This window comes from Kitasatospora sp. NPDC048194, assembly GCF_043202455.1.
Lineage (GTDB): Bacteria > Actinomycetota > Actinomycetes > Streptomycetales > Streptomycetaceae > Kitasatospora.
In genome coordinates this window covers 26,843-47,737 of the sequence record NZ_JBIDAK010000015.1, presented here as the reverse complement: position 1 = coordinate 47,737, position 20,895 = coordinate 26,843, and the positions used below count along the sequence as shown (strand labels likewise).

Sequence of the window (20,895 nt, the reverse complement as noted above, 5' to 3'; positions counted from 1 at the left end):
GTGAGCGGTCGAAAATCGGTGGGTGCCCCGAAGCGCCCCGGGCTAGGCCTCGCGGGCCCACCGGAACCCGAGCCCCGGGGCCGATCGCCCGTCCCGCACACCGGTCGCCGCACGCCGGTTGACGCGGTCCGAGCGGTCCGACGAGGTCCGACGCCGCCCCCGGAGCGGAACGAGGAGCGCAGAGCCATGGCGACCACCAGCGCCGCACCGCACGGCCCCGACCTGTCCCGCCTCCTGGACGACCACCGGCCGCAGGGCCCGGTGGAGACCGCCGACCTCGCCCGGGCCCGCGCCCTGGTCGGCGCCCCCGACCCGTGGGACCGGGGCACCCCGCTGCACTTCACCGCCTCCGCCCTGATCGTCCACCCGCCGACCCGCCGGGTCCTGTTGCGCTGGCACGTCCGCCAACAGGCCTGGTTGCAGGTCGGCGGCCACGGCGACCCGGGGGAGACCCTGCCGCTGGACATCGCGCTGCGCGAGGGGCTGGAGGAGACCGGCCTGACGGACCTCACGCCGTGGCCCGACGCCGCGCTCGTCCACCTCGCCGTGGTGCCCGTCCCGGCCTCGCCCGTCGAACCCGCCCACGAGCACGCCGACCTGCGTTTCCTGCTGGCCACCGGTACGCCGGACGACGCCCGCCCGGAGAACCCGGCCTCCCCGCTGGAGTGGCTGGGCATCGAGGAGGCCAGGAAGCGGACCACCGAGGAGAACCTCCGCGACACCCTCGACCGGGCCGCCCGCCTGCTCTCCTGAGCCGGCCTCCCGCCCCGCCGCGCACCCCGCGCTCCCGCCCACCCCGCGCCGTGCCTCCGTTCCGCCGTGCCCCCGCGCCGTTCCGCCGCGCCCCCGCGTCCGTCCCGTCCCTCCCCGTTCCCGCCCCGTCCGCCGGAAGGCCCCGATGCACACCGACCAGGTCCTCATCTTCGACGCCGATGACACGCTCTGGGAGAACAACGTCCTCTTCGAACGGGTCATCGACAACTTCCTGGACTGGGCCGCCGACCCGGGCCGACGCGAGGCGGCCCGGGCCCTGCTCGACCGGATCGAGGCCGCCAACGCCGCCGCGCTCGGCTACGGCGCGACCGTCTTCCGGCAGAGCCTCGTGGACTGCCTCCGGCAGCTGCGCGCCGGCCGCGCCCCCATCACCGAAGAGCTGGCCCGGATCGACGAGCTGCTCGTCCCGCTGACCGACCGCGGCGCGGTCGAGCTCATCCCGGGCGTCGCCGACACCCTGGCCGCGCTCGCCGAACGCCATCACCTGCTGCTGCTGACCAAGGGCGACCAGGTCGAGCAGCGCACCAAGGTGGCGGCCTCCACGATCGACCACCACTTCCGCGGCATCCACATCGTGGCCGAGAAGACGGTCCACACCTACCGGCGGCTCGCCGCCGAGCTCGGCCTCGACCCCGGGCGGACCTGGATGATCGGCAACTCGCCCAAGTCCGACATCGCCCCCGCCCGGCGGGCCGGGCTGCGCACGGTGTTCATCCCGCACGAGCACACCTGGGTGCTGGAGCACGAGGAGATCGGCCCGGACGAGGTCACGCTGCAGCTCAAGGCCTTCCCGGAGCTGCTGGGCCACTTCTGACGGCTCCGCCGGTGCACCCCGCGGGACCGCCGGGACCCGCGGGGAACCCGCCCGGCTCCCGGGCGGAACGACGCCCGACCCGTCAGACCGCGAGGGCCGTCGCCGGGGCGGCCACCCCGCCCCGGTAGAGCCAGGCCCGCTCGGCGGCGGACCACACGCTGGTGGTCAGCAGGTAGAGCGCGGCGGCCACCGGCACCAGCACCGCGAACAGCACCGAGGCGAACGAGAGGTACGGCAGCACCGCCGCACCCGGCTGCGGGGTGGTCTGCGCCGCCGGCGCCGCCGCCGCACGCCGCACCCGGCGGTAGTTGACGTACCCGACCGCCGCCAGCCCGGCGTACAGCAGCCCGATCACCGCGAACTGCCCGGCGCCGTGCGCGTTCCCGACGTGCAGGCCCAGCGGCACCCCGAACAGGGTGTGGTCCAGCAGGTCGTTCGGCGTGGTGAAGAGCCGGTACATCACCGAGAAGAAGGGGATCTGCACCAGCATCGGCAGGCATCCCGCGAACGGCGACACCTGCTCCTTCCGGTACAGCTCGGCGAGCGCCTCGCGCGCCTTCTCCGGGTCCTTCTTGTGCTTCCTGTTCAGTTCGGCGACCTTCGGCGCGAGCTTCGCGCGGGCCTTCTCCCCGCGTGCCGCCGCGCGCGCCAGCGGGTGGAGGCAGAGCCGGACGGCGAGGACGAACAGGACGATCGCCAGCGCGGTCGGCAGCACGTGCGCGATGGCGGAGACCGCGGCGTGGGCGACGGCGACGGCCGGGTCGAGAACAGCGAGAACGGACATGGTGAAGCGAGCCCTCCGGGGTCTCAGCGAACGAGTGATCGGCGGAGGACGGCCGCGAAGGTCGTACGCGCGAAGACGAAACGTACGAGGGACCTGCGGGCAGGTGCGAGCCGCGCGCCTCGACGGCGCGGGCCCTGCGGATCTACGCGGCCGCCGGGGCCGCTCCCGGCGCCCTGGGGCGTCGCCTGCCCCGGGCGTCCGGGTCACGCTGCGGAAGGAACGCCGTACCGAAGGCCCGACGGCGCAGCACTCCGCTGCGCACCACCGCGGGCGCCCGTGCGCCCGACAGCCGCGCCCCGGCCAGTGCACCCGCGACCGCTCCGGCGACCAGCACCACGGCCGCCACGGCGGCGACGGACGCCAGCGCGCCGCCCTCGGTCACCAGCTCCCCGGTCAGCACCCGGAGCAGCCCCAGCAGCATCGCGACGACGCCCATGGCCCGCTCCCTTCGTGTGTTCCCGGTTCCTGACGTTCAGCAGGACGATCCTACGGCCTGGCGGGTTCCCGTTCCGCCGCCCGGTGCTGTAGCCAGCGGTGCTACGCGGGGCTACCGTGGATCCATGAAGACGATTACCCAGCGGGAGTTCCGGAACAACTCCGCCGCGGTGATGGACGCGGTGGAGGCGGGCGAGACCTTCCACATCACCAGGAACGGGGTCGAGGTCGCGGAGCTCCGGCCGGTGGCGGGGCGGCGCCGGCTCAGCGCGGAGGAGCTGGTGGCGCGGCACGTGAAGCTGCCGCGGGTGGACTACCAGCAGCTGCGCAAGGAGGCCGAGGAGTACTTCGGGCCCGAGGAACTGGTCGGGGACGAGGGCGACGACCCGTTCGAGCGGCCGCGTGGCTGAGCGCCGGAGGGCGTCCCGGCGGCGGCCGGCCGGGGTGCTGGACACCTGCGTGTACATCGACCTGGCGCTGCTCAACCCCGCCGACCTGCCGGCCGTGCCGGAGCTGACCGCGATCACCTTCGCCGAACTGCAGCAGGGCGTCTCGATGGCGCGGGACCCGGTCAGCCGCGCGGCCCGGCTGGAGGTGCTGGGGGCGGCGATGGCCGACTTCGACCCGCTGCCCTTCGACGCCGCGGCCGCCGCCCGCTACGGGACGCTGGTCACCCTGACCATCGCCGCCGGACGGCAGCCGCGCCCGCGCCGGATCGACCTGATGATCGCCGCCGTCGCGTCCGCCCACGGGCTGCCGCTGTACACCCGCAACGTGTCGGACTTCCGGGGCCTGGGCTCGGCGGTGGAGGTCATCGGGGTGTGAGGGCGGCCGCCGCGGCCGGCCGGTCCGGGCCGCCGGTCAGTCCAGCCGGACCGTCGTGCCCGTGGCCGCCGAGGCGCGCGCGGCCTCCAGGACGGCGAGGGCGGCCACCGCGTCGCGCGGGTCCACCGGGGGCGGGGTCCCGGGGGTGGCCAGGGCGGCGGCGATGCCGGCGTAGAAGGCCGGGTAGTCGCCCGGGTCGGTGGGCAGCGGGACCGGGGCCTCGTCGCTGCCCAGGGTGCCGTACAGCTCGGGCCGGTCGGCGCCCCACGGCCGGGTGCCGTCGGGGCGCAGGCCCGCCCGGAGGTCGGCTTCCTGGGGGTCCATGCCGTGCTTGACGTACCCGGCGGTGTCGCCGAGCACCCGGAGCCGGGGGCCGACCAGCGGGGTGATCGCACTGGTCCACAGGTGCGAGCGGGTGCCGGAGGCGTGGGTGAGCGCGAGGAAGGCGTCGTCGTCCACCACCGCTCCGTCGCGGCGCACGTCGATCTCCGCGTACACCGTCTCGACCGGCCCGAACAGCGTCAGCGCCTGGTCCACCAGGTGGCTGCCCAGGTCGTAGAGGGTGCCGCCGACCTCGGCCGGGTCGGCCAGCTCGCGCCAGCCCGGCTTGGGCTTGGGGCGGAAGCGCTCGAAGCGGGACTCGAAGCGGTGCACCCGGCCGAGCGCGCCGCCGCGCACCAGTCGGCTCGCGGTGAGGAAGTCGCCGTCCCAGCGCCGGTTCTGGAAGACCGAGAGCAGGACGCCCCGGTCCTCGGCGAGCCGGCACAGCTCCAGCGCCTCGGCGGCCGTGGCGGCCAGCGGCTTGTCCACCACCGTGGCCAGGCCCGCCTCCAGGGCGGTGCGGGCGAGCGGGGCGTGGGTGCGGTTGGGGGAGGCGATGACGACCAGGTCCAGCGCGTCCCGGTCGGCGAGCAGCTGCTCGGGGGTGTCGACGGCGCGGGCGTCGGGGTGTTCGCGCCGCAACTGCTCGCGGCGCTCCGGGTTGGCGGTGACCACGGCGTCCAGCCGCAGCCCCGGCGTGGTGGCGATGAGCGGGGCGTGGAAGGCGGAGCCGGCCAGGCCGTAGCCGATCAGGCCGACGCGCAGCGGCCGGTCGGGCAGGAGGCGGGAGGTCTGCGGGTTCATGCCGCCTACTCAATCACGAGGCGCCCGGTTGCTCCCGGTTTCCGCCGGGCGGCCACCGCGTCCGCCGGGTGGGACGTACTGCCGTCGGCCAGACGTGCGGATTAGGCTGTGCCGCGTCAGGGCCCACGCACGACGCAAGACGTTGCAACACTTCGGGAGACACGCACGTGGCAGACCGCAAGCCCATCGAGTCCTGGCTGACCGACATGGACGGCGTCCTCATCCACGAGGGCACGCCGATCCCCGGCGCGGAGGAGTTCCTGCGCAGGCTGCGGGAGTCCGGCAAGCCCTTCCTGGTCCTCACCAACAACTCGATCTACACCCCGCGCGACCTCAGCGCCCGGCTGGCCGGGATGGGCCTGGAGGTGCCGGAGGAGTGCATCTGGACCTCCGCCCTGGCCACCGCGAAGTTCCTCGCGGGCCAGCGCCCGAACGGCACCGCCTACGTGATCGGCGAGGCCGGGCTCACCACCGCGCTGTACCAGGCCGGTTACGTCCTCACCGACAACAACCCCGACTACGTGGTCCTCGGCGAGACCAGGACCTACTCCTTCGAGGCGCTCACCAAGGCGATCCGCCTGATCAACCAGGGCGCCCGGTTCATCTGCACCAACCCGGACGAGACCGGCCCCTCCACGGAGGGCGTGCTGCCGGCCACCGGCTCGGTCGCGGCCCTGATCACCAAGGCGACCGGCGTCGACCCGTACTTCGTCGGCAAGCCGAACCCGCTGATGATGCGCGAGGCGCTGAACACCGCCGGCGCCCACTCGGAGACCGCCGTGATGATCGGCGACCGGATGGACACCGACATCGTCGCGGGCATGGAGGCCGGCATGGAGACCATCCTGGTGCTCACCGGGCTGACCTCCGCCGTCGACATCGAGCGCTTCCCGTACCGGCCGACCCGGGTGGTCAAGTCGATCGCGGACCTGGTCGACCTGGTCTAGCCTCTGCGGTGCTGTCGCGAGCCCCGTCCCGGCCGTGCGCCGGGGCGGGGCCGCTGCGTTGCGCGGGTCGTGGTCGAGCTCGTGGTCGTGGTCGCGGGGTGGGAGGCAGGCGCGGATGGGTACGGCGGGGGAGGCACAGGGGGCGGGAGAGAAGCGGGTCACCTGGGCGGAGCTCTACTTCGACCTGGTGTTCGTCTTCGCGATCACCCAGGTCTCCGGGCTGCTGCACCACCAGCACGACCCCACCGGCCTGGTCCGGGCGCTGGTGGTGTTCGTGCCGGTGTACTGGTGCTGGGTCGGCACCACCGTGCAGGCCAACATCCGGGACGTGGACAACCCGCGTGACCGCCTGGGCATCCTGCTGGTCGGCCTGGCCGGGCTGTTCATGGCGCTCGCCATCCCGGGCGCGTACGGCCGGCGGGGACTGCTGCTGGGCGCCGCCTACTGGCTGGCCCGGGTGGTGCTGCTGCTCCTGCTGGTCCGCATCCCCGGTGTCTGGTGCGGCCCGTACGGGGTGGGCGTGCTGGTCAGCGGGCCGTTGCTGCTGGTCGGCGGACTGCTGCCGGACGGGCCGCGGCCGGCGCTGTGGGCGGTGGCCGCGTGCTGCGACCTCGCCGCGCCGCTGGTGTTCCGGCGGCGGCTCGCGCAGGTGGCGTACCACCCGGCGCACATGCCGGAGCGGTTCGGGCTGTTCCTGCTGCTGGCGCTCGGCGAGTCGATCGTCGGGATCGGCGCCCCGGCCGCCGCCGCCCGGCTGGACGCGGCAGAACTCGCCTCCGTCGCCGCGGCGTTCACCATCTCGGCGGGCCTGTGGTGGCAGTACTTCGTGTTCGCGGCCGACGCGATGCGGCACGCCGTCGAGGTGACCGACTCGCGGCGGGACGTCGTGCGGCGGATCTTCCAGTACGGGCACCTGGCGCTGGCCGCCGGGGTGATCGCGGTCGCGGTCGGCTTCGCGGAGACGGTCGCCGGGCCCCGGCAGGCGCTCGGTGGCGGGTCGGTGGCGCTGCTGTACGGGGGCTGCGCGCTCTACCTGCTGACCTTCGGCTACACCCGGTGGATGATGTTCCGTCAGGTCTCGACCACCCGGATCACTGCGGCGGTGGTGGTGCTGGGCCTGCTGCCCGCGGTGGTGCGGCTGCCGGCGCTGGCGGTGCTGGGGACGCTGGCGGGGCTGCTGGTGGTCCTCAACGCGGTGGAGCACGCCCGGGTGGTGCGGGCCGCGGCCGCTGCTCCGCGCACCGCTCCCGCTGCGGGCCCGGCCGGCGCTCCGGACGCCGTTCCGGCCGAGGGTCCGGCCGGCGCGGCGGCCGCGGGCTCGGACGCCGCTGCGGCGGGTGCTCCGGACGGCCGGGCTGCTTCCGTGGAGTGAGCTGTCAGTGGGGCTGTGTAGCGTTCGGTGTGTAAGAGGGCAGGCGGCGCGGCAGCCGCGGTGTGGGAGGTAGAAGTCGTGACGGACACGGTCGAGGCGGACACGGTCGGGGCGGGCGTGGTCGAGGCCGGCGCTGGCGGCGGGCTGGAGCTGCCCGAGTCATGGCGCGGGGTGCTCGGCGCCGAGACGGAGAAGCCGTACTTCGCGGCGCTGGAGGCCTTCGTGGCGGCCGAGCGCGCGCAGCACCAGGTGTTCCCGCCGAGCGGCCAGGAGTTCGCCGCGCTGGAGGCCACCCCGTACGAGAAGGTCCGGGTGCTCGTCCTCGGCCAGGACCCGTACCACGACGACGGCCAGGCGCACGGGATGAGCTTCTCGGTGCTGCCCGGGACGAGGACGCCCCCCTCGCTGCGCAACATCTTCAAGGAGCTGAACGCCGACCTCGGCGTCCCGACGCCGGACAACGGCTACCTGATGCACTGGGCGGAGCAGGGCGTGCTGCTGCTCAACGCGGTGCTCACGGTCCGCGCCCACGAGGCCAACTCGCACAAGGCGAAGGGCTGGGAGAAGTTCACCGACGCGGTGATCAAGGCGGTGAGCGCGCGTGAGGAGCCGGTGGTCTTCGTGCTGTGGGGCAACTATGCCAAGAAGAAGCTGCCGCTGATCGACACCTCCAGGCACGTGGTGGTGCAGGGCGCGCACCCGTCGCCGCTGTCCGCCAAGCTGTTCTTCGGCAGCCGGCCGTTCTCGCAGATCAACGCGGCACTGGAAGGCTTCGGCGGTGAGCCGATCGACTGGCGGGTGCCGGACCTGAACCAGGGCTGACGCCGGACCCGGGCGCCGGGGCGCGCCCCGGGGCCCGGCCGACGTCGCGGTGGCCGCGGGTGGGCGGGCGAACTGCCGTCCGTCCGCGGCCACTTGCCGTTCGCGGCAGTCGGGCGCCGGCCGGGGCGCGGTGTGCTTAGCTGGTGCCGACCGGTCGCCGGACCGGTCCGGGACGGAGCCTGCTCGGAGGGCCGTACGTGCGCGGGGGACGGGTGGGAGCGGTTCGGTGGGCCGCGCTGGCGGCGGGTCTGACGCTCGCGCTCTCCGGCTGCGGCGGTTCGGCGGGTGACGCGGGCCGCGGCACGGGCCGTGCGCAGGGTGCACCCGGTACGGCCACCACCGCGACGACGACCGGGGCCGCGACGGCGTCCGGCACCGCAACCGCCGCGCCGGACGGGGCCGGTGGGCTCGAGCAGCTCCCCGGCCAGGCCTTCTACGTCTCCGACCGGACCAACGCCGCCCGGCAGCTCGCCGCCCTGCGCAGCCAGGGCCGCACGGCGGAGGCCGACACCCTGCTGCGGATCGCCCGCCAGCCGTCCTCGCAGTGGCTGGGCGAACAGGGCGCCCGGCAGACCGCCGAACAGGTCAGCCGCCGGGCCGCCGAGGCGGGCCGGACGCCCGTCTTCGTCGCCTACGACATCCCGCACCGCGACTGCGGCCAGTACTCGGCCGGCGGCGCCCCCGACGCGGCCGCGTACCGGGACTGGATCACCGGTGTGGCCGAGGCCCTCGGCGACCGCAGGGCCTGGGTGGTGCTGGAGCCGGACGCCGTCGCGCACACCCTGGACGACTGCGGGATCAAGGGCGACCTCGCGGCCGAGCGGTACGGCCTGCTGGCCTTCGCCGTCCAGGAGTTGAAGAAGCAACCGAACGTCCGGGTCTACCTGGACGCGGGCAACCCCGGCTGGGGCCAGGACCCGGACGAACTGGCCGCCGCGCTCCGCAGGTCGGGCATCGCCGCCGCGGACGGCTTCGCCGTGAACGTCGCCAACTTCCACCCCACCGACCGGAGCGCGGAGTACGGCGACCGGCTCTCCGCCGTGCTCGGCGGAAAGCACTTCGTCATCGACACCAGCCGCAGCGGCAACGGCTCGCTGGGCGGCTCCGACTCCTGGTGCAACCCGCCCGGCCGGGCGCTCGGCGAGCCGCCGACCACCGAGACCGGGCGCCCGAACGTCGACGCCTATCTGTGGATCAAGAACCCGGGCGAGTCCGACGGCGACTGCGGCCGCGGCGAGCCCCGGGCGGGCGAGTTCTGGCTCCCGTACGCGCTGGGGCTGGCCCGGGCGGCGCGCTGAGCCACCCGGCCGGATCGGCCCGACGCGCTCCGGGGGCCGGTCCGCTCACCTGGCGCGCCGGTCTGCCTACTCGGCGCCCCGGTCCGCTCATCTGGCAGCCCGGTCCGCCTACTCGGCGCCCCGGTGTGCTCACCCGGTGACCTGGACCCACCGCGCGACCGACGGAGTGCCGGCGGCGTCCGTCAGGAACAGCATGTACCAGCCGGGCGGCAGCAGGTTCGGATTGCCCGGGAGGGTGAGCGAGACCCCGTCGCCGGTGCGCCCGGTGATGTCCAGGGCCACCGAGCGCTGCTCGACGTCGGTCACGTGGGTCACCGAACTCGGCCGGATCAGCTTCGCGGTGGCCACCGCCTCCGGTCGGGACGTGCCGACCCTGACGGTGCCGCCGAGCTTCGCGGCTTCCGGTACGGCCGTCACCTGGGGGCGGTCGCCGCGGTACAGGTACGGCGGGGTGTAGATCTCGATCCGCTGCTCGAAGCCGCCCGGCTGGGTCTCCGCCTTGTCCGCGAAGAGCGGGTTGGAGCCCAGCACGGCGACCCGGCCGTCCGGCAGCAGCAGCGCCTCGGAGTGGTAGTCACGGCCGACGGCGGGCTCGGCGGCGGTGGTGAAGCTGCTGGAGTCCGGGTGGTACACCTGCGCCTTGAGCAGGTCGCTGTCGCCCCGGCCGCGGTAGCCGCTGGAGCCGCCGGTGGTGAACACGGTGTCGTCCGGGAGGATCACGCTGTTGAGGTAGCGGGTGCCGCCCGCCGGGAGGTCCGGGCCCGGGCGGAAGACCGGTCGGGCGGCCGAGAGGTCGGCGATGTCGGTGCGGGCCGTGGACAGCGGTGACTCGCCGACCCCTCCGCCGCCGAGCACCATGACCTTCTGCGCCTGCGCGGGCGGCAGGAGCACCGAGGAGGAGGTCTCGGTCAGGCCCGGGTCCCGCAGGCCGGGGACGGGCTGGAAGCTGTTGTCCGACAGGTCCCACACTCCGGGTTCGCGGCCCTTCTCGGCAGGGCCGTAACCGCCGTTGGAGCCGGAGTAGAAGAGCTTCCCGGAGGCCGTCAGGAAGATCGACGGGTAGGTGGGGAAGTAGCGGTCGGGGGCCTTGGCCCAGGTCCTGGTCCTCGGGTCGAAGACCTCGTTGTCGTTGCCGTTGAGGATCTGCCCGGTGTCGTCCAGGCCGGAGACGGTGACCACCCGGCCGTCGCCCAGTCCGGTCAGCGTCGGGTACCACCGGGCGTGCGCCATGTCGGTGACCGGCTCGTAGAGCTCGGTGTCGGGGTTGAACTCGAAGGCGGAGCGGATGCCCTGGTACTCCTGCTTGTCCAGGGTCAGCTTGTCGCTCTGCCCGTACAGGTTGTGGGCGTCGCTGCCGGTCAGGCCCTTGATCCGGTACTGGGCGGGGGAGCCGGCCAGGTAGTCCGGGCCCTCGCCCACCGCCTCGACGAACACGTGCTGCTCGCCGGCGGTGACCACGGTCTGCTTGCCGGAGCCGGTCTTGGTCGCGGCGGGGACGGTCACCGGGGCGGTGCTGGCGTACTCCCGGCCGTTCGGGGCGACGAAGACGGTGCCCTTGGGGAAGGTGCGGGCGCGCTCCGGGCTCTCGTTGCGCACCCGCATCACCCCGGCCGCCCGCTTCACCGCGCCGGCCAGCTTCTCGTACCGCTGGGTGCCGCCGGCCACCAGCACCCGGCCGTCCGGGAGGGAGGTGTGGCCGCCGCAGAACATGTCGGCCGGGGTCGGGACCAGCTTGTAGCTGTTCCGGGCCGGATCCCACAGCAGGCTCTTGAAGGTGCCTGCGTTGAACTGCTTCTCGTCGTTGCCGGAGCCGGCCACGATCAGCACCTTGCCGGTGCGCAGCAGGGTGGCGTGGACGGCGTTGACCCGGAACTCGGCGGGCAGCGTCAGGGTCTGCCAGTGGCCGTACCGCGCCTTGTACTCGGGCCGGTTGATCACGTAGTCGTGGTACCGGTCGCCGACGAAGCCGAGGACGGCCGGGGCGTTCATCCCGGCGACGGCCAGCGCGACGGTGCTGCCGAGGGCCAGGCGCTTGGTGCGGCCGGTCTTGCGGATCTTCACGGTGGTTCTCCCCTCGGGAGGCGGGCGGGGGCCGGGCTCAGCGGGCGGGGGCCGGATTCGGCGTGGTCGGCCCAGAGGGAGCCGGCTCCGGTGTGGTCGGGTCAGGGGGAGCCGGCTCCGGCGTGGTCGGCTCCGGCCTGGCGGGGGCTGGTGGGGCCGGTGGGGCCGGAGTCGGGGAGGCGGAGCGCGAGGGTCGGGGTGTCGGGTGCGGCGAGGCGCAGCGTGAGGGTGGGGCTGTCGAGCGCTGCCGTCGTCCGCGCGGGAGCCGCCGCCGGGGCGGTGCCGGCGCCTCGGGCGTGGCGCGGTCGGCGCTTCTCCAGGACGACCTCGGGCGCCGTCCCCCGGTCGCCGGTCACGGTGAGCGTGGCGGTGGGCCTGGCCCGGCGGCGGCGGACGGCGTCGCCCGCCAGGATCAGCGGGGGGAGCACGGTCAGGACGAGGGCGATGCAGGCCCAGGTCCGCATGGCGACGTGGTCGTAGCCGGTGAAGTGGGAGGCGATGACCGCGCCGCCGAACACCAGCGCCCAGAACAGGTGGAAGCGGAAGGTGCCGAGCCGGTCGGTGCTGGCCTCCCGGCCCTTGGGAGTCACCACGAAGCGGCTGCGGCGGCGCACCAGCGCCTGGAGCAGCGAGGCCGCGTAGACCGGACCGCACAGGGCCGACATCAGCATGCCCGCGACCCCGGAGGAGCCGGCCGGTTCGTGCGGGCTCACGTTGTGCTTGCGGTTCCAGGTGTAGAGCAGGAGTTGGAGCGCGGCGGCATCGCTGTAGAGCATCATCCAGATCTCCGAGGAGACGTGGACGCCGGAGGCTCCGAAGCCGAGGTAGAGCACGCTGGACACCCCGCCGAGCAGCCAGGTGAGGGCCGCCATCGGGTAGAAGCCCACCATCAGCGAGTAGTTGAGCAGCCGACCGGGCGGCAGCCGCCACATCACCCGCCAGAACTGGGTGAGCAGGGTCTCGTAGCTGCCCCGGCTCCACCGCAGTTGCTGGGAGAAGAAGTCCGTCCAGGAGGACGGGCCCTCGCCCACCGCGAGCACGTCCGGGGTGTACACGGACTTCCAGCGTGCGCCGCTCTCCGGATTCCGGCTCCGGTGGAACTCCAGCCCGGTCGCCATGTCCTCGGTGACCGAGTCGTACAACCCGCCGATCGACTGGAGGGCGCGGATCCTCACGGCGTTGTTGGTGCCGACGAACATCGGTGCCCCGTAACGGTTTCCGGCGCGTTGGACGAGGGCGTGGAAGAGGTACTGCTGGCTCTCGCTGAACTTCGTGACGGCCGAACCCGAACTGCGGTAGTTCCCGTACACCTGGGGGCCGACCACGAACGCGACGTCCGGGTCGCGGAAGTAGCCGAGCATGCGCTCGCAGAAGTCGGGCAGCGGGACGTGGTCGGTGTCGACGGACACCCAGAAGTCGTAGTCCTCGCCGTGCGCCTGGAGCCAGGCGTTGTAGTTGCCGTGCTTGCTCCTGGCGCGGAACCGGCCCTTGGGACGGTTCCAGTGCGGTCGGCCGGAGCGGGTGAAGTGGCGCACGCCCAGCTCGGTGCAGAGGGCGCGCATGGCAGGATCGTTTCCCTCGTCCAGCAGCCAGACGTCGTACGGGCCGTCGTGCCGCACGGCGCGGGCCGCGACCAGTGTGGCCCGGACCATCTCCGGCGGTTCCTTGCCCGGCACGCAGGTGGTCAGGAAGGCGACCCGGGTGCCGGACTCCGGCGTCACCGGTATCGGATCGCGGGCGGCCAGCGTGGCGTGGGTGTTGGAGACGACGTTGACCAGCCGGAAGACCTCGACCACGGCGATGATCGCGATCATCACCTTGTCGCCGAGCAGCACCAGGGTGTCGGTCTCGTCCGCTCGCACCGGCCAGTGCTCCGGTAACAGCAGCCAGACCAGCAGGACCGCCTCCACCAGCGGGGCCGCGACCAGCAGCAGGGCGGCCCGGATCCGGTGCGGCTCGTGGCGCAGCAGGCTGCGGTACTGGACGCGGTAGGGAGCGGCCGACGCCGCGGCGGGTTCCGGCGCGCTGCCCGGCTCCGGCCGGTAGACACCGCCGCCGAGCTCCCGGTCCTCGCCCGGATCGACCGCCGGGCCGGCGAGGCGGCTGAAGTGGCCGTAGTCGTACGGGGCTTCGGGCACCGGAACGGCGAGCAGGGCCGCCTCGTCGAGGTCACCCGCCTCCCCGGGGGTGCCGGGACCGTCGGATCCGCCGTGGCCGGACCGGCCGGTGCCCCGGCCGTGTTCGTGCCGGTCGCGTTCCTTCCGGCCGCGCCCGTGGCGGGCCGTTCCGGCGCCCCTTCGTCGTGAGGACGGCGTGGTCATGGGTGCTCCCCCCGGAGTGTCGCGCCTTGCTTCGCTCGGCCTGCCCGCCTCGCCCCGAAGCCGCCCGGACGGAACGCCGCTCGGACGAATGCCGTCCGGACGGAACGCCGCTCGGACGAATGCCGTCCGGACGGAACGCCGCCCGTACGCCGTACGGACGAATGCCTGCGCCCGGACGGAGCACGGCCCGGCCAACCGCCGGTCATCCGACGGTTTTCCGGGCCGTCCGGCACGTGCGGTCCGACACCAGGAGCGGGTGCGACCGGTCGAGTCGTGGGTCCGCGCGCCGGGTCTCGCACGCGCGATCCCGGTGCACCTTCCGGCTTCCCCTCCGGCGGTGCGGGATCCTTGGCATGCTCAACTCTCCCGGAGCGTCAGGGAGATCGCAACCGATCGGGGGAATCACCACCACGCAAGCGTGAACGGACCCCCGTTCCCGGCCGCGGCGGCCGGCGTCGGTGCTAAAGGAGTTCCTGGTCCGAGAGCGGCGGCAGGAGGACCGCGCCGGTGGCGGCCTGCACCTCGGCGAAGGTCACGCCCGGGGCCGTCTCCACCACGCGCAGCCCCTGCGGGGTCACGTCGACGACCGCCAGGTCGGTGACGATCCGGTCCACGACTCCCCGGCCGGTGGCGGGGAGCGAGAGCTCCTGGACGATCTTCGGTGAGCCGTCCCGAGCGGTGTGCTCCATCACGACGACCACCCGGCGGGCGCCGTGCACCAGGTCCATCGCACCGCCCATGCCCTTGACCACCTTGCCGGGGACCATCCAGTTCGCGAGGTCCCCGGCGGCCGACACCTGCATGGCGCCGAGCACCGAGACGTCGATGCGGCCGGCCCGGACCATGCCGAAGGAGGCGGCGGAATCGATGTACGAGGCCCCGGGTGAGACCGTCACCGTCTCCTTGCCGGCGTTGATCACGTCGGCGTCCTCGGTGCCCGCCACCGGGTACGGGCCCACGCCGAGGATGCCGTTCTCCGAATGCAGCACCACCCGGACCCCGGGCGGGAGGTGGCCGGGGATCAGGGTGGGCAGTCCGATGCCCAGGTTCACGTACTGCCCGTCGCGCAACTCGCGGGCGGCGCGGGCGGCCAGGGCGTCGCGTGGGGCGAGCGGGGGGGGCATCGGTTCAGGCCTCCTGGAGGGCGGGCCGGACGGTCCGGCGTTCGATGCGGCGGTCCGCGGGATCGGCGGCGACCACGCGGTCGACGTACACCCCGGGCAGGTGTACCGCGTCCGGAGCCAGCTCGCCCGGTTCGACGATCCGGTCGGCCTCCACCAGGGTGATCCGGCCGGCCGCCGCGCAGAGCGGGTTGAAGTTGCGGGCGGCCGCGTGGAACACGCAGTTGCCGTGCCGGTCGGCCGCCTCGGCCCGGACCAGCGCGAAGTCCGCCGTGATGGCCTCCTCCAGCAGGTACCGGCGGCCGTGGAACTCCCGCACCTCCTTCGGCGGCGAGGCCAGGGCGACCGAGCCGTCCGCCGCGTAGCGCCACGGCAGCCCGCCCTCCTCGACCTGGGTGCCCACCCCGGCCGGGGTGAAGAACGCCGGGATCCCGGCGCCGCCGGCCCGCAGCCTTTCGGCCAAGGTGCCCTGCGGGGTCAGCTCGACCTCCAGTTCCCCGGAGAGGTACTGCCGGGCGAACTCCTTGTTCTCGCCGACGTACGAGGAGGTCATCCGGGCGATCCGGCCCGCCCGCAGCAGCAGGCCCAGCCCCCAGTCGTCCACCCCGCAGTTGTTCGACACCACCCGCAGCCCGGTCGTACCTGCGTCCAGCAGTGCGCCGATCAGGGTGCTCGGGATGCCGCAGAGGCCGAAACCGCCGACGGCCAGCACCGAGCCGTCGGGGATGTCCCCGACCGCGTCGGCGGGGGAGTTCAGGACCCTGTCCAAGGGATCACCTCGTGGGAGTGGGGAGGAAGCCGGCAGGGTGCGTGGGCGGCGGGCGGGAGGGCTCGGGATCCCGGCCGGTGCCGCTGCTCCACCGTCACCGCTCGCAGGCCGTCGCAGCCATGGCGGCGGGCGCCACGGGAGGCCGCCGAACCGTGGCGACCGGCCACATCCGGGTGCCGCGGCGGCGGGGCCGGGCCGCGCCCATGGTGGCCGGAGCCACAGCGCGGCAGGCCGGTGCGTCGCACGGCCACATGTCGTCGGCCATTCCCGAGCGCTTAGGGTTCCGGCAGCCGCCGCCCGTCCCGCTCTCCTTGGGTCCGCACCCCGTCGGGCGCCCGGACCGCCCGTCCCGCCGGAGGTACTGCCGCGTGAGCCGCCCGCCCCTGCTGCCCGAGGAGTCGACCGTCCCCGTGCCGGGCGGGGACCTGGCCGTGCTGCGCTGGCCCGCCAACCGTCCGGAGGCGCCGACGGTCGTGGCGGTGCACGGCATCACCGCCAACGGCCTCGCCTGGTACGAGGTCGCTCGCCGGCTCGCCGGACGGGTCACCCTGCTCGCCCCGGACCTGCGGGGCCGCAGCGCCAGCCGGGCGGTCGCCGAGCCGTACGGGCTGGCCCGGCACGCCGACGACGTGGCCGCCGTGACGGCCGCCCTCGGCACCGGGCCCGCCGTGGTCGTCGGCCATTCGATGGGCGCCTGGGTCGCCGCCCTCACCGCGGTGCGGCACCCCGAACTCGTCCGCCGGGTGCTACTGGTGGACGGCGCCGTCAGCTTCCCGCTGCCGGCCGGCGTTCCTGCGGAGGACGCCCTGGCCGCCGTGCTCGGGCCCGCGCTGGCCCGGCTCTCGATGACCTTCCCTGACCGCGACGCGTACCGGGAGTTCTGGCGCCGCCACCCGGCCTTCGGCGGTGACTGGTCGGAGGGGATCGACGCCTACACCCAGCGCGACCTGGTCGGCGCCGAGCCCGAACTGCGCTCCTCCTGCCGGCTGGAAGCGGTGCGGACCGACGGCGCCCAGGTGCTGCTGGACGAGGAGGCGGCCGGCGCCGTGCACCGGCTGCCGTGCCCGGCCGAACTGCTCTGGGCCGAGCGCGGCCTGCTCGACGAACCGCAGGGCCTGTACGACCACGAGCGGATCGAGTCGTCGGGGTTGGACACGGCGAGGGTCCCGGCCGCGCTCGTCCCGGGCACCAACCACTACTCGATCCTCTGGAGCCCGGCGGGGGCCGACCGCATCGTCCGCGGCCTGCTCGCGGACGGCTCCGCCGCCGGGTAGCCGCCCGCCGCCGGTAGTCGGTCCGCCGCCGGATGATCGCTCCGCCACCGGCTGGCCGTCCCGGCGCCGCGCGTCAGGCGTCGGGCCGGGACGGCACGGCGGCCGTCAGCCGGCCGACCCCAGGAAGCTCTCCCAGCCACCGGCCGGCGCCTGGCCCACGTTGAGGGTGCGCAGCTTGCGCAGGGTGGACTGGTCCTGCACCTCCAGCCACTCGACCAGCTGCTTGAAGGAGACCAGCCGCACCTCCGGCTTGCCCGCGATGGCCTTCAGCGCACCCTCGACGGCGTCCATGTAGATGCCGCCGTTCCACTGCTCGAAGTGGTTGCCGATGAAGAACGGAGCACGGTTGCCGTTGTAGGCGCGTTCGAAGCCGGCCACGTAGGAGTTGGTGGCCTGGGTGCGCCATTCGTCGTACTTGGACGCGTCGCCCCTGGTGCTGCCGCCGGACTGGTTGGCCAGGATGTTGTAGTCCATCGAGAGGACCTGGAAGGTGTGTCCGGGGAAGGGGATCGACTGCAGCGGGAAGTCCCAGATCTTGCCGTCCTGCACCTTCTGCGGCCATATCTGCAGACCGCCCGGGGAGCTGGCGTCGTACTTCCAGCCCAGCTTGGCGATGGTCGGCAGCAGTGCCTTCTGGCCCTCGAGGCAGGGGGTGCGGCCGCCGATGAGCTCCTTCCTGTAGTCGAAGGGGAGCGGATCGACGTCGGTGAAGCCGGTGTTGGTGCGCCACTGGGTGACGAAGGATATCGCCTGGTCTATCTCGCTCTGCCAGTCCTCCGGGGTCCACATGTTGACCCCGTTCTTGTCCGGGCGGCTGGAGCAGAAGTGCCCGTTGAAGTGGGTGCCTATCTCGTGCCCGGCGAGCCAGGCCTGGCTGACGAGCTTGAGGGTGTTCTTCACCGCGCCGTCCGACAGGTACGGGATGTCGGAGGCGCCGACGGAGTGCTTCGGCGGGTGGTAGAGGTCGGACTTGCCCTTGGGCAGGGCGTATATCCCGGAGAGGAAGAAGGTCATCGTGGCCTTGTACTGCTCCGCCAGCTTGAGGAAGCGGGGGAACTGGCCGTCGTCGGTGCCGCCCGCGCCGTCCCAGGAGAACACCACGAACTGCGGCGGCCGCTCGCCCGGCTTGAGCTTCTCGGGCTTGGGCTGGTTCGGCTGCGGGCCGGTGTCCGCGTTGGAGCCGTCGCCGATCGGAGTGCCCTTCGGGACGACCGCCTGGGGCGTGCCGGAGGTGCCGGACGTGGCGTCACCGGTGCCGCCGGGGGCTGGAGAGGTGGGACTCTGTCCCGAACCGGATCCGCCGCTGGAACAGGCCGCGACCGCGCCGAGGGCTGCGGTCGCCGCGGTAGCACTGAGCACCGTCCTGCGCGAGATGCTGGTCATGGTCTCCCCTGGGTGCCGATGCCGGTGGTGAGGGCGGCCGTGGGCCGCACCGGTCAAATCGGGCAATTGATGAACATTCCGCCGTTAGCATGTCATGTCGCCGCGACGGCCACCAAGGACGTCGGGCTCCGGACAACAGTCAACACGCCGGAAGCGCCCGGCTGGGCTGCGCACTTCGGTCGTCTGTTGCGGTCCTGTGACGCTTTGCGCCGAGCGCTGCCGGACGTCGAGCTCTGCCGGCGGAGTACGGTACCCCCGCCCCGCCGTACTCGGCCCAACCCAGCCCCAGCCGGCCCGGCCTGAGTTCGTCGGCGGCCGGTGGGGCCCATCGCCCGTTGGGGAGAATTCTGCTACTGACCGGGCCCGCTGTCCGACCGAAACGACCGCCGGTCGGGGACGGCCACCGGTCGGGGGCGGCCACCGGTCGGGGACGGCCGCCGGCCGGGCCGGACCGGTCAGAGTGCTGCCAGCCGCCGGTGGCGGCGCACCATGCGCGCGATCGCGGTGCTGATCGCGGTGGCCGCGGCGCAGGAGACGGCCAGGCTCAGCCAAGCCGTGTTGAACCAGTGGCTGTTCAACCAGCCCAGCGTCACGATGTAGGCGGCCCAGACCAGCGCGGCCAGCGCCGACCAGTGCAGGAAGCGGTGCGGATGGCTGGGGGAGTGGCCGATGGCCAGGTCCAGGACGGTGCGCCCGGCCGGGACGAACCGGGCGATCACCACCATCGCGGCGGCCCCTCCGCGTCGGCGGCCGATCAGGGACTGCTGGACCCTGGCGACACTGGCGGCCAGCTTCGGTCGTCGGGCGAGCCGGCGTTGCAGGACGGGTGCGCCGCGCCGGGCGAGCTGGAGCAGCAGGAGGTCGCCGAGGAAGGAGGCCACCGCCACGCCCAGGCCGAGCAGCACCGGGGCGCCGCTGACCTGCTCGGTCTTGAGCACCGCCAGGATGACCAGCGTCCCGCTGGGGATGAAGGGGAGCAGGGCGTCGCCGAGTACGGCGAACAGCGCCAGGGCGCAGATCCACGAGGATCCGATCGCCGCCACGAAGTCCAAGGCCCCAACTCCCTCCACGCCGCCCGGGGGAGCAGGTGGCTGCTTGGCCAACGCTAGCGCCTCGACTTTTCATGCCATGAAGCACCCCGGTGTGCCGCGGATCACGGCCGCTGGTCACGCCGTGCGGGCGGGCGGGACGGGGCCCGCCGGAGGGGCGGGGCGGGGCCCGCCGGAAGGGAGGGGTGGGGGCCCGGAGACGGCACGAGCCCCCGGGGCGGTGTGCCGCCGCCGAGGGCTCGCGGGGATCGGTCGGCGCTGGTCCAGCCCGACGATCTTGCCGGCGGAAGGCGGGTCCCGTAGGGGAGCCGCTCCTGATCACCAGCCTGCCGGACGCCGGTCGCGGATCGCGAGCCCCGCGGCTGGCGACTTCCGATCCTGGCGTGAAGTCGCCAACCGTCACCGGCCGCTGGCTCTCCGTCATCCGAACGGTCGGTCGGCCGACCGCCTGCAACCGCCGGTCGGCACCCGGAGCGCGCCCGGCCGCCGGGAACAGGGGGCCCGTCGCCGTGGTTGACCACGGCTGGCAGGAGACGGCCGCCGGGCCCGCCGCGCCCCGTGCGGCGCCCAGGACGGCCGGCTCGCAGAACAGCCGGATCAAGGCAAGCCAGGAGGGCGGACGGCATGACCACCGAGGACCAGCAGGAGCACGGGACCGAGCCGCCGGTCGGTGCGGCGATCCGGGGCGCCGCCCGCGGCACCGCACCCGCTCCGCTCTCCATCCTCGACCTGGCGACCGTCGGCGCCGGCCACACGCCCGCCGAGGCCCTCGCCGCCACCACCGAGCTGGCCCGCCGGGCCGAGCAGTGGGGGTACCACCGCTTCTGGGTCGCCGAGCACCACGGCATGCCCGGGGTCGCCAGCTCGACCCCGGCCGTCCTGCTCGCCCACCTCGGTGCGAACACCACCACGCTGCGGCTCGGCTCGGGCGGGGTCATGCTCCCCAACCACGCCCCGCTCGCCATCGCCGAGCAGTTCGGCCTGCTGGAGGCGCTGCACCCCGGCCGGATCGACCTCGGTCTCGGCCGCGCCCCCGGCACCGACCCGGCCACCGCCCGGGCGCTGCGCCGCGGCCTCGGCGAGGGCGCGGACGACTTCCCGCAGCAGCTCGCCGAGCTGACCCACTTCCTGGACGGCGACTTCCCCTCCGGCCACCCCTACGCCCGGCTGACCGCCGTCCCCAGGGGCGAGGGCCGCCCGCCCGTCTGGCTGCTCGGCTCCTCCGGCTTCAGCGCCCAGTTGGCGGGCCGACTCGGCCTGCCGTTCGCCTTCGCCCACCACTTCAGCAGCGCCAACACCGTCCCGGCCCTGGACCTGTACCGGACGTCCTTCCGCCCCTCCGCAGTGCTCTCCGAGCCGTACGCGCTGATCGGCGTCAGCGCCGTCGCCGCCGACGACGAGCCCGCCGCCCGCCGTCTCGCCCGCTCCGCGGCGCTCGGCATGCTCCGGCTCCGCCGCGGCAACCCCGGCCCGATCCCGACTCCGGAGGAGGCCGAGGCGTACCCGTACAGCCCGGCCGAGGAGGACTTCATCGACAGCTGGCTCGACAACGTGGTCCTGGGCGAGCCGGGCCGGGTCGCGGACGGCCTGGAGGCCCTGCGCAAGCGGACCGGGGTGGACGAGCTGATGGTCACCTCGCACATCCACGGCCACGAGGCCCGGCTCCGCTCCTACGGCCTGATCGCCGAGGCGTACGGGCTGACCGCGACGGCCTGACCGCG

19 protein-coding genes are annotated in these 20,895 nt (G+C 74.0%); 10 read left to right on the top strand and 9 right to left on the bottom strand.

The annotated features are described in order from the left end of the window. Window positions 1–186 precede the first annotated feature (186 nt). Both ACGF07_RS19620 and ACGF07_RS19615 read left to right on the top strand, forming a co-directional pair. Complete coding sequence (locus ACGF07_RS19620; protein WP_392900416.1) at window positions 187–753, top strand: NUDIX hydrolase; 567 nt, start codon at window positions 187–189, stop codon at window positions 751–753. Window positions 754–898: 145 nt separating this feature from the next. Then, entirely contained in the window at window positions 899–1,588 is a 690-nt protein-coding gene (locus ACGF07_RS19615; protein WP_392900413.1) for an HAD family hydrolase, read from the top strand. 82 nt (window positions 1,589–1,670) lie between these two features. Here the strand turns inward: ACGF07_RS19615 and ACGF07_RS19610 are convergent, their stop codons facing one another. Together ACGF07_RS19610 and ACGF07_RS19605 are read right to left on the bottom strand one after the other, a co-directional pair. Further along, a complete protein-coding gene (locus ACGF07_RS19610; protein WP_392900410.1) occupies window positions 1,671–2,372 on the bottom strand; it encodes a YidC/Oxa1 family membrane protein insertase in 702 nt (233 codons plus the stop codon). Between the two features lie 142 nt (window positions 2,373–2,514). Beyond that, on the bottom strand, window positions 2,515–2,808 hold the full coding sequence (locus tag ACGF07_RS19605) for a DUF6412 domain-containing protein (protein WP_350746179.1): 294 nt from the start codon (window positions 2,806–2,808) through the stop codon (window positions 2,515–2,517). A gap of 124 nt (window positions 2,809–2,932) precedes the next feature. On the opposite strand from ACGF07_RS19605, the gene ACGF07_RS19600 reads away from it, so the two are divergent. Continuing rightward, the gene (locus ACGF07_RS19600; protein ID WP_392900407.1) at window positions 2,933–3,217 is read left to right on the top strand and encodes a type II toxin-antitoxin system Phd/YefM family antitoxin; all 285 of its coding nucleotides are present in this window, start codon (window positions 2,933–2,935) and stop codon (window positions 3,215–3,217) included. Beyond that, window positions 3,210–3,632, top strand: coding sequence for a type II toxin-antitoxin system VapC family toxin (locus ACGF07_RS19595; RefSeq protein ID WP_350746185.1), 423 nt, complete (start codon window positions 3,210–3,212; stop codon window positions 3,630–3,632). The genes ACGF07_RS19600 and ACGF07_RS19595 overlap by 8 nt, the downstream gene beginning before the upstream one ends. Before the next feature lie 36 nt (window positions 3,633–3,668). Here the strand turns inward: ACGF07_RS19595 and ACGF07_RS19590 are convergent, their stop codons facing one another. Next, a complete protein-coding gene (locus tag ACGF07_RS19590) occupies window positions 3,669–4,757 on the bottom strand; it encodes a Gfo/Idh/MocA family oxidoreductase (RefSeq protein WP_350746188.1) in 1,089 nt (362 codons plus the stop codon). A gap of 167 nt (window positions 4,758–4,924) precedes the next feature. Between ACGF07_RS19590 and ACGF07_RS19585 the strand changes: the two genes are divergently transcribed. From ACGF07_RS19585 to ACGF07_RS19570, 4 genes are all read left to right on the top strand, one after another. After that, a complete protein-coding gene (locus ACGF07_RS19585; RefSeq protein WP_350746191.1) occupies window positions 4,925–5,704 on the top strand; it encodes an HAD-IIA family hydrolase in 780 nt (259 codons plus the stop codon). A 115-nt stretch (window positions 5,705–5,819) separates the two neighbouring features. Beyond that, window positions 5,820–7,076, top strand: coding sequence for a low temperature requirement protein A (locus ACGF07_RS19580; protein ID WP_392900402.1), 1,257 nt, complete (start codon window positions 5,820–5,822; stop codon window positions 7,074–7,076). Between the two features lie 144 nt (window positions 7,077–7,220). Beyond that, window positions 7,221–7,898: a uracil-DNA glycosylase gene (locus tag ACGF07_RS19575; RefSeq protein ID WP_392900639.1), complete on the top strand. Its 678-nt coding sequence runs from the start codon at window positions 7,221–7,223 to the stop codon at window positions 7,896–7,898. 212 nt (window positions 7,899–8,110) lie between these two features. Further along, entirely contained in the window at window positions 8,111–9,196 is a 1,086-nt protein-coding gene (locus tag ACGF07_RS19570; RefSeq protein WP_392900399.1) for a glycoside hydrolase family 6 protein, read from the top strand. 129 nt (window positions 9,197–9,325) lie between these two features. Here the strand turns inward: ACGF07_RS19570 and ACGF07_RS19565 are convergent, their stop codons facing one another. The 4 genes from ACGF07_RS19565 to ACGF07_RS19550 form a co-directional block, all read right to left on the bottom strand. After that, entirely contained in the window at window positions 9,326–11,257 is a 1,932-nt protein-coding gene (locus ACGF07_RS19565; protein ID WP_392900396.1) for a galactose oxidase-like domain-containing protein, read from the bottom strand. 101 nt (window positions 11,258–11,358) lie between these two features. Beyond that, complete coding sequence (locus ACGF07_RS19560) at window positions 11,359–13,578, bottom strand: glycosyltransferase family 2 protein (RefSeq protein ID WP_392900394.1); 2,220 nt, start codon at window positions 13,576–13,578, stop codon at window positions 11,359–11,361. 461 nt (window positions 13,579–14,039) lie between these two features. After that, complete coding sequence (locus tag ACGF07_RS19555) at window positions 14,040–14,702, bottom strand: 3-oxoacid CoA-transferase subunit B (protein WP_392900392.1); 663 nt, start codon at window positions 14,700–14,702, stop codon at window positions 14,040–14,042. Window positions 14,703–14,706: 4 nt separating this feature from the next. Then, window positions 14,707–15,468, bottom strand: coding sequence for a CoA transferase subunit A (locus tag ACGF07_RS19550; RefSeq protein ID WP_392900390.1), 762 nt, complete (start codon window positions 15,466–15,468; stop codon window positions 14,707–14,709). 368 nt (window positions 15,469–15,836) lie between these two features. On the opposite strand from ACGF07_RS19550, the gene ACGF07_RS19545 reads away from it, so the two are divergent. Continuing rightward, a complete protein-coding gene (locus ACGF07_RS19545) occupies window positions 15,837–16,742 on the top strand; it encodes an alpha/beta fold hydrolase (protein WP_392900388.1) in 906 nt (301 codons plus the stop codon). Window positions 16,743–16,847: 105 nt separating this feature from the next. Here ACGF07_RS19545 and ACGF07_RS19540 read toward each other — a convergent pair whose 3' ends face one another. Beyond that, complete coding sequence (locus ACGF07_RS19540) at window positions 16,848–18,125, bottom strand: hypothetical protein (RefSeq protein ID WP_392900386.1); 1,278 nt, start codon at window positions 18,123–18,125, stop codon at window positions 16,848–16,850. 455 nt (window positions 18,126–18,580) lie between these two features. Further along, a complete protein-coding gene (locus tag ACGF07_RS19535) occupies window positions 18,581–19,177 on the bottom strand; it encodes a DedA family protein (RefSeq protein WP_392900384.1) in 597 nt (198 codons plus the stop codon). Window positions 19,178–19,798: 621 nt separating this feature from the next. On the opposite strand from ACGF07_RS19535, the gene ACGF07_RS19530 reads away from it, so the two are divergent. Then, window positions 19,799–20,890: an LLM class flavin-dependent oxidoreductase gene (locus ACGF07_RS19530; protein ID WP_392900382.1), complete on the top strand. Its 1,092-nt coding sequence runs from the start codon at window positions 19,799–19,801 to the stop codon at window positions 20,888–20,890. Window positions 20,891–20,895: the final 5 nt, after the last annotated feature.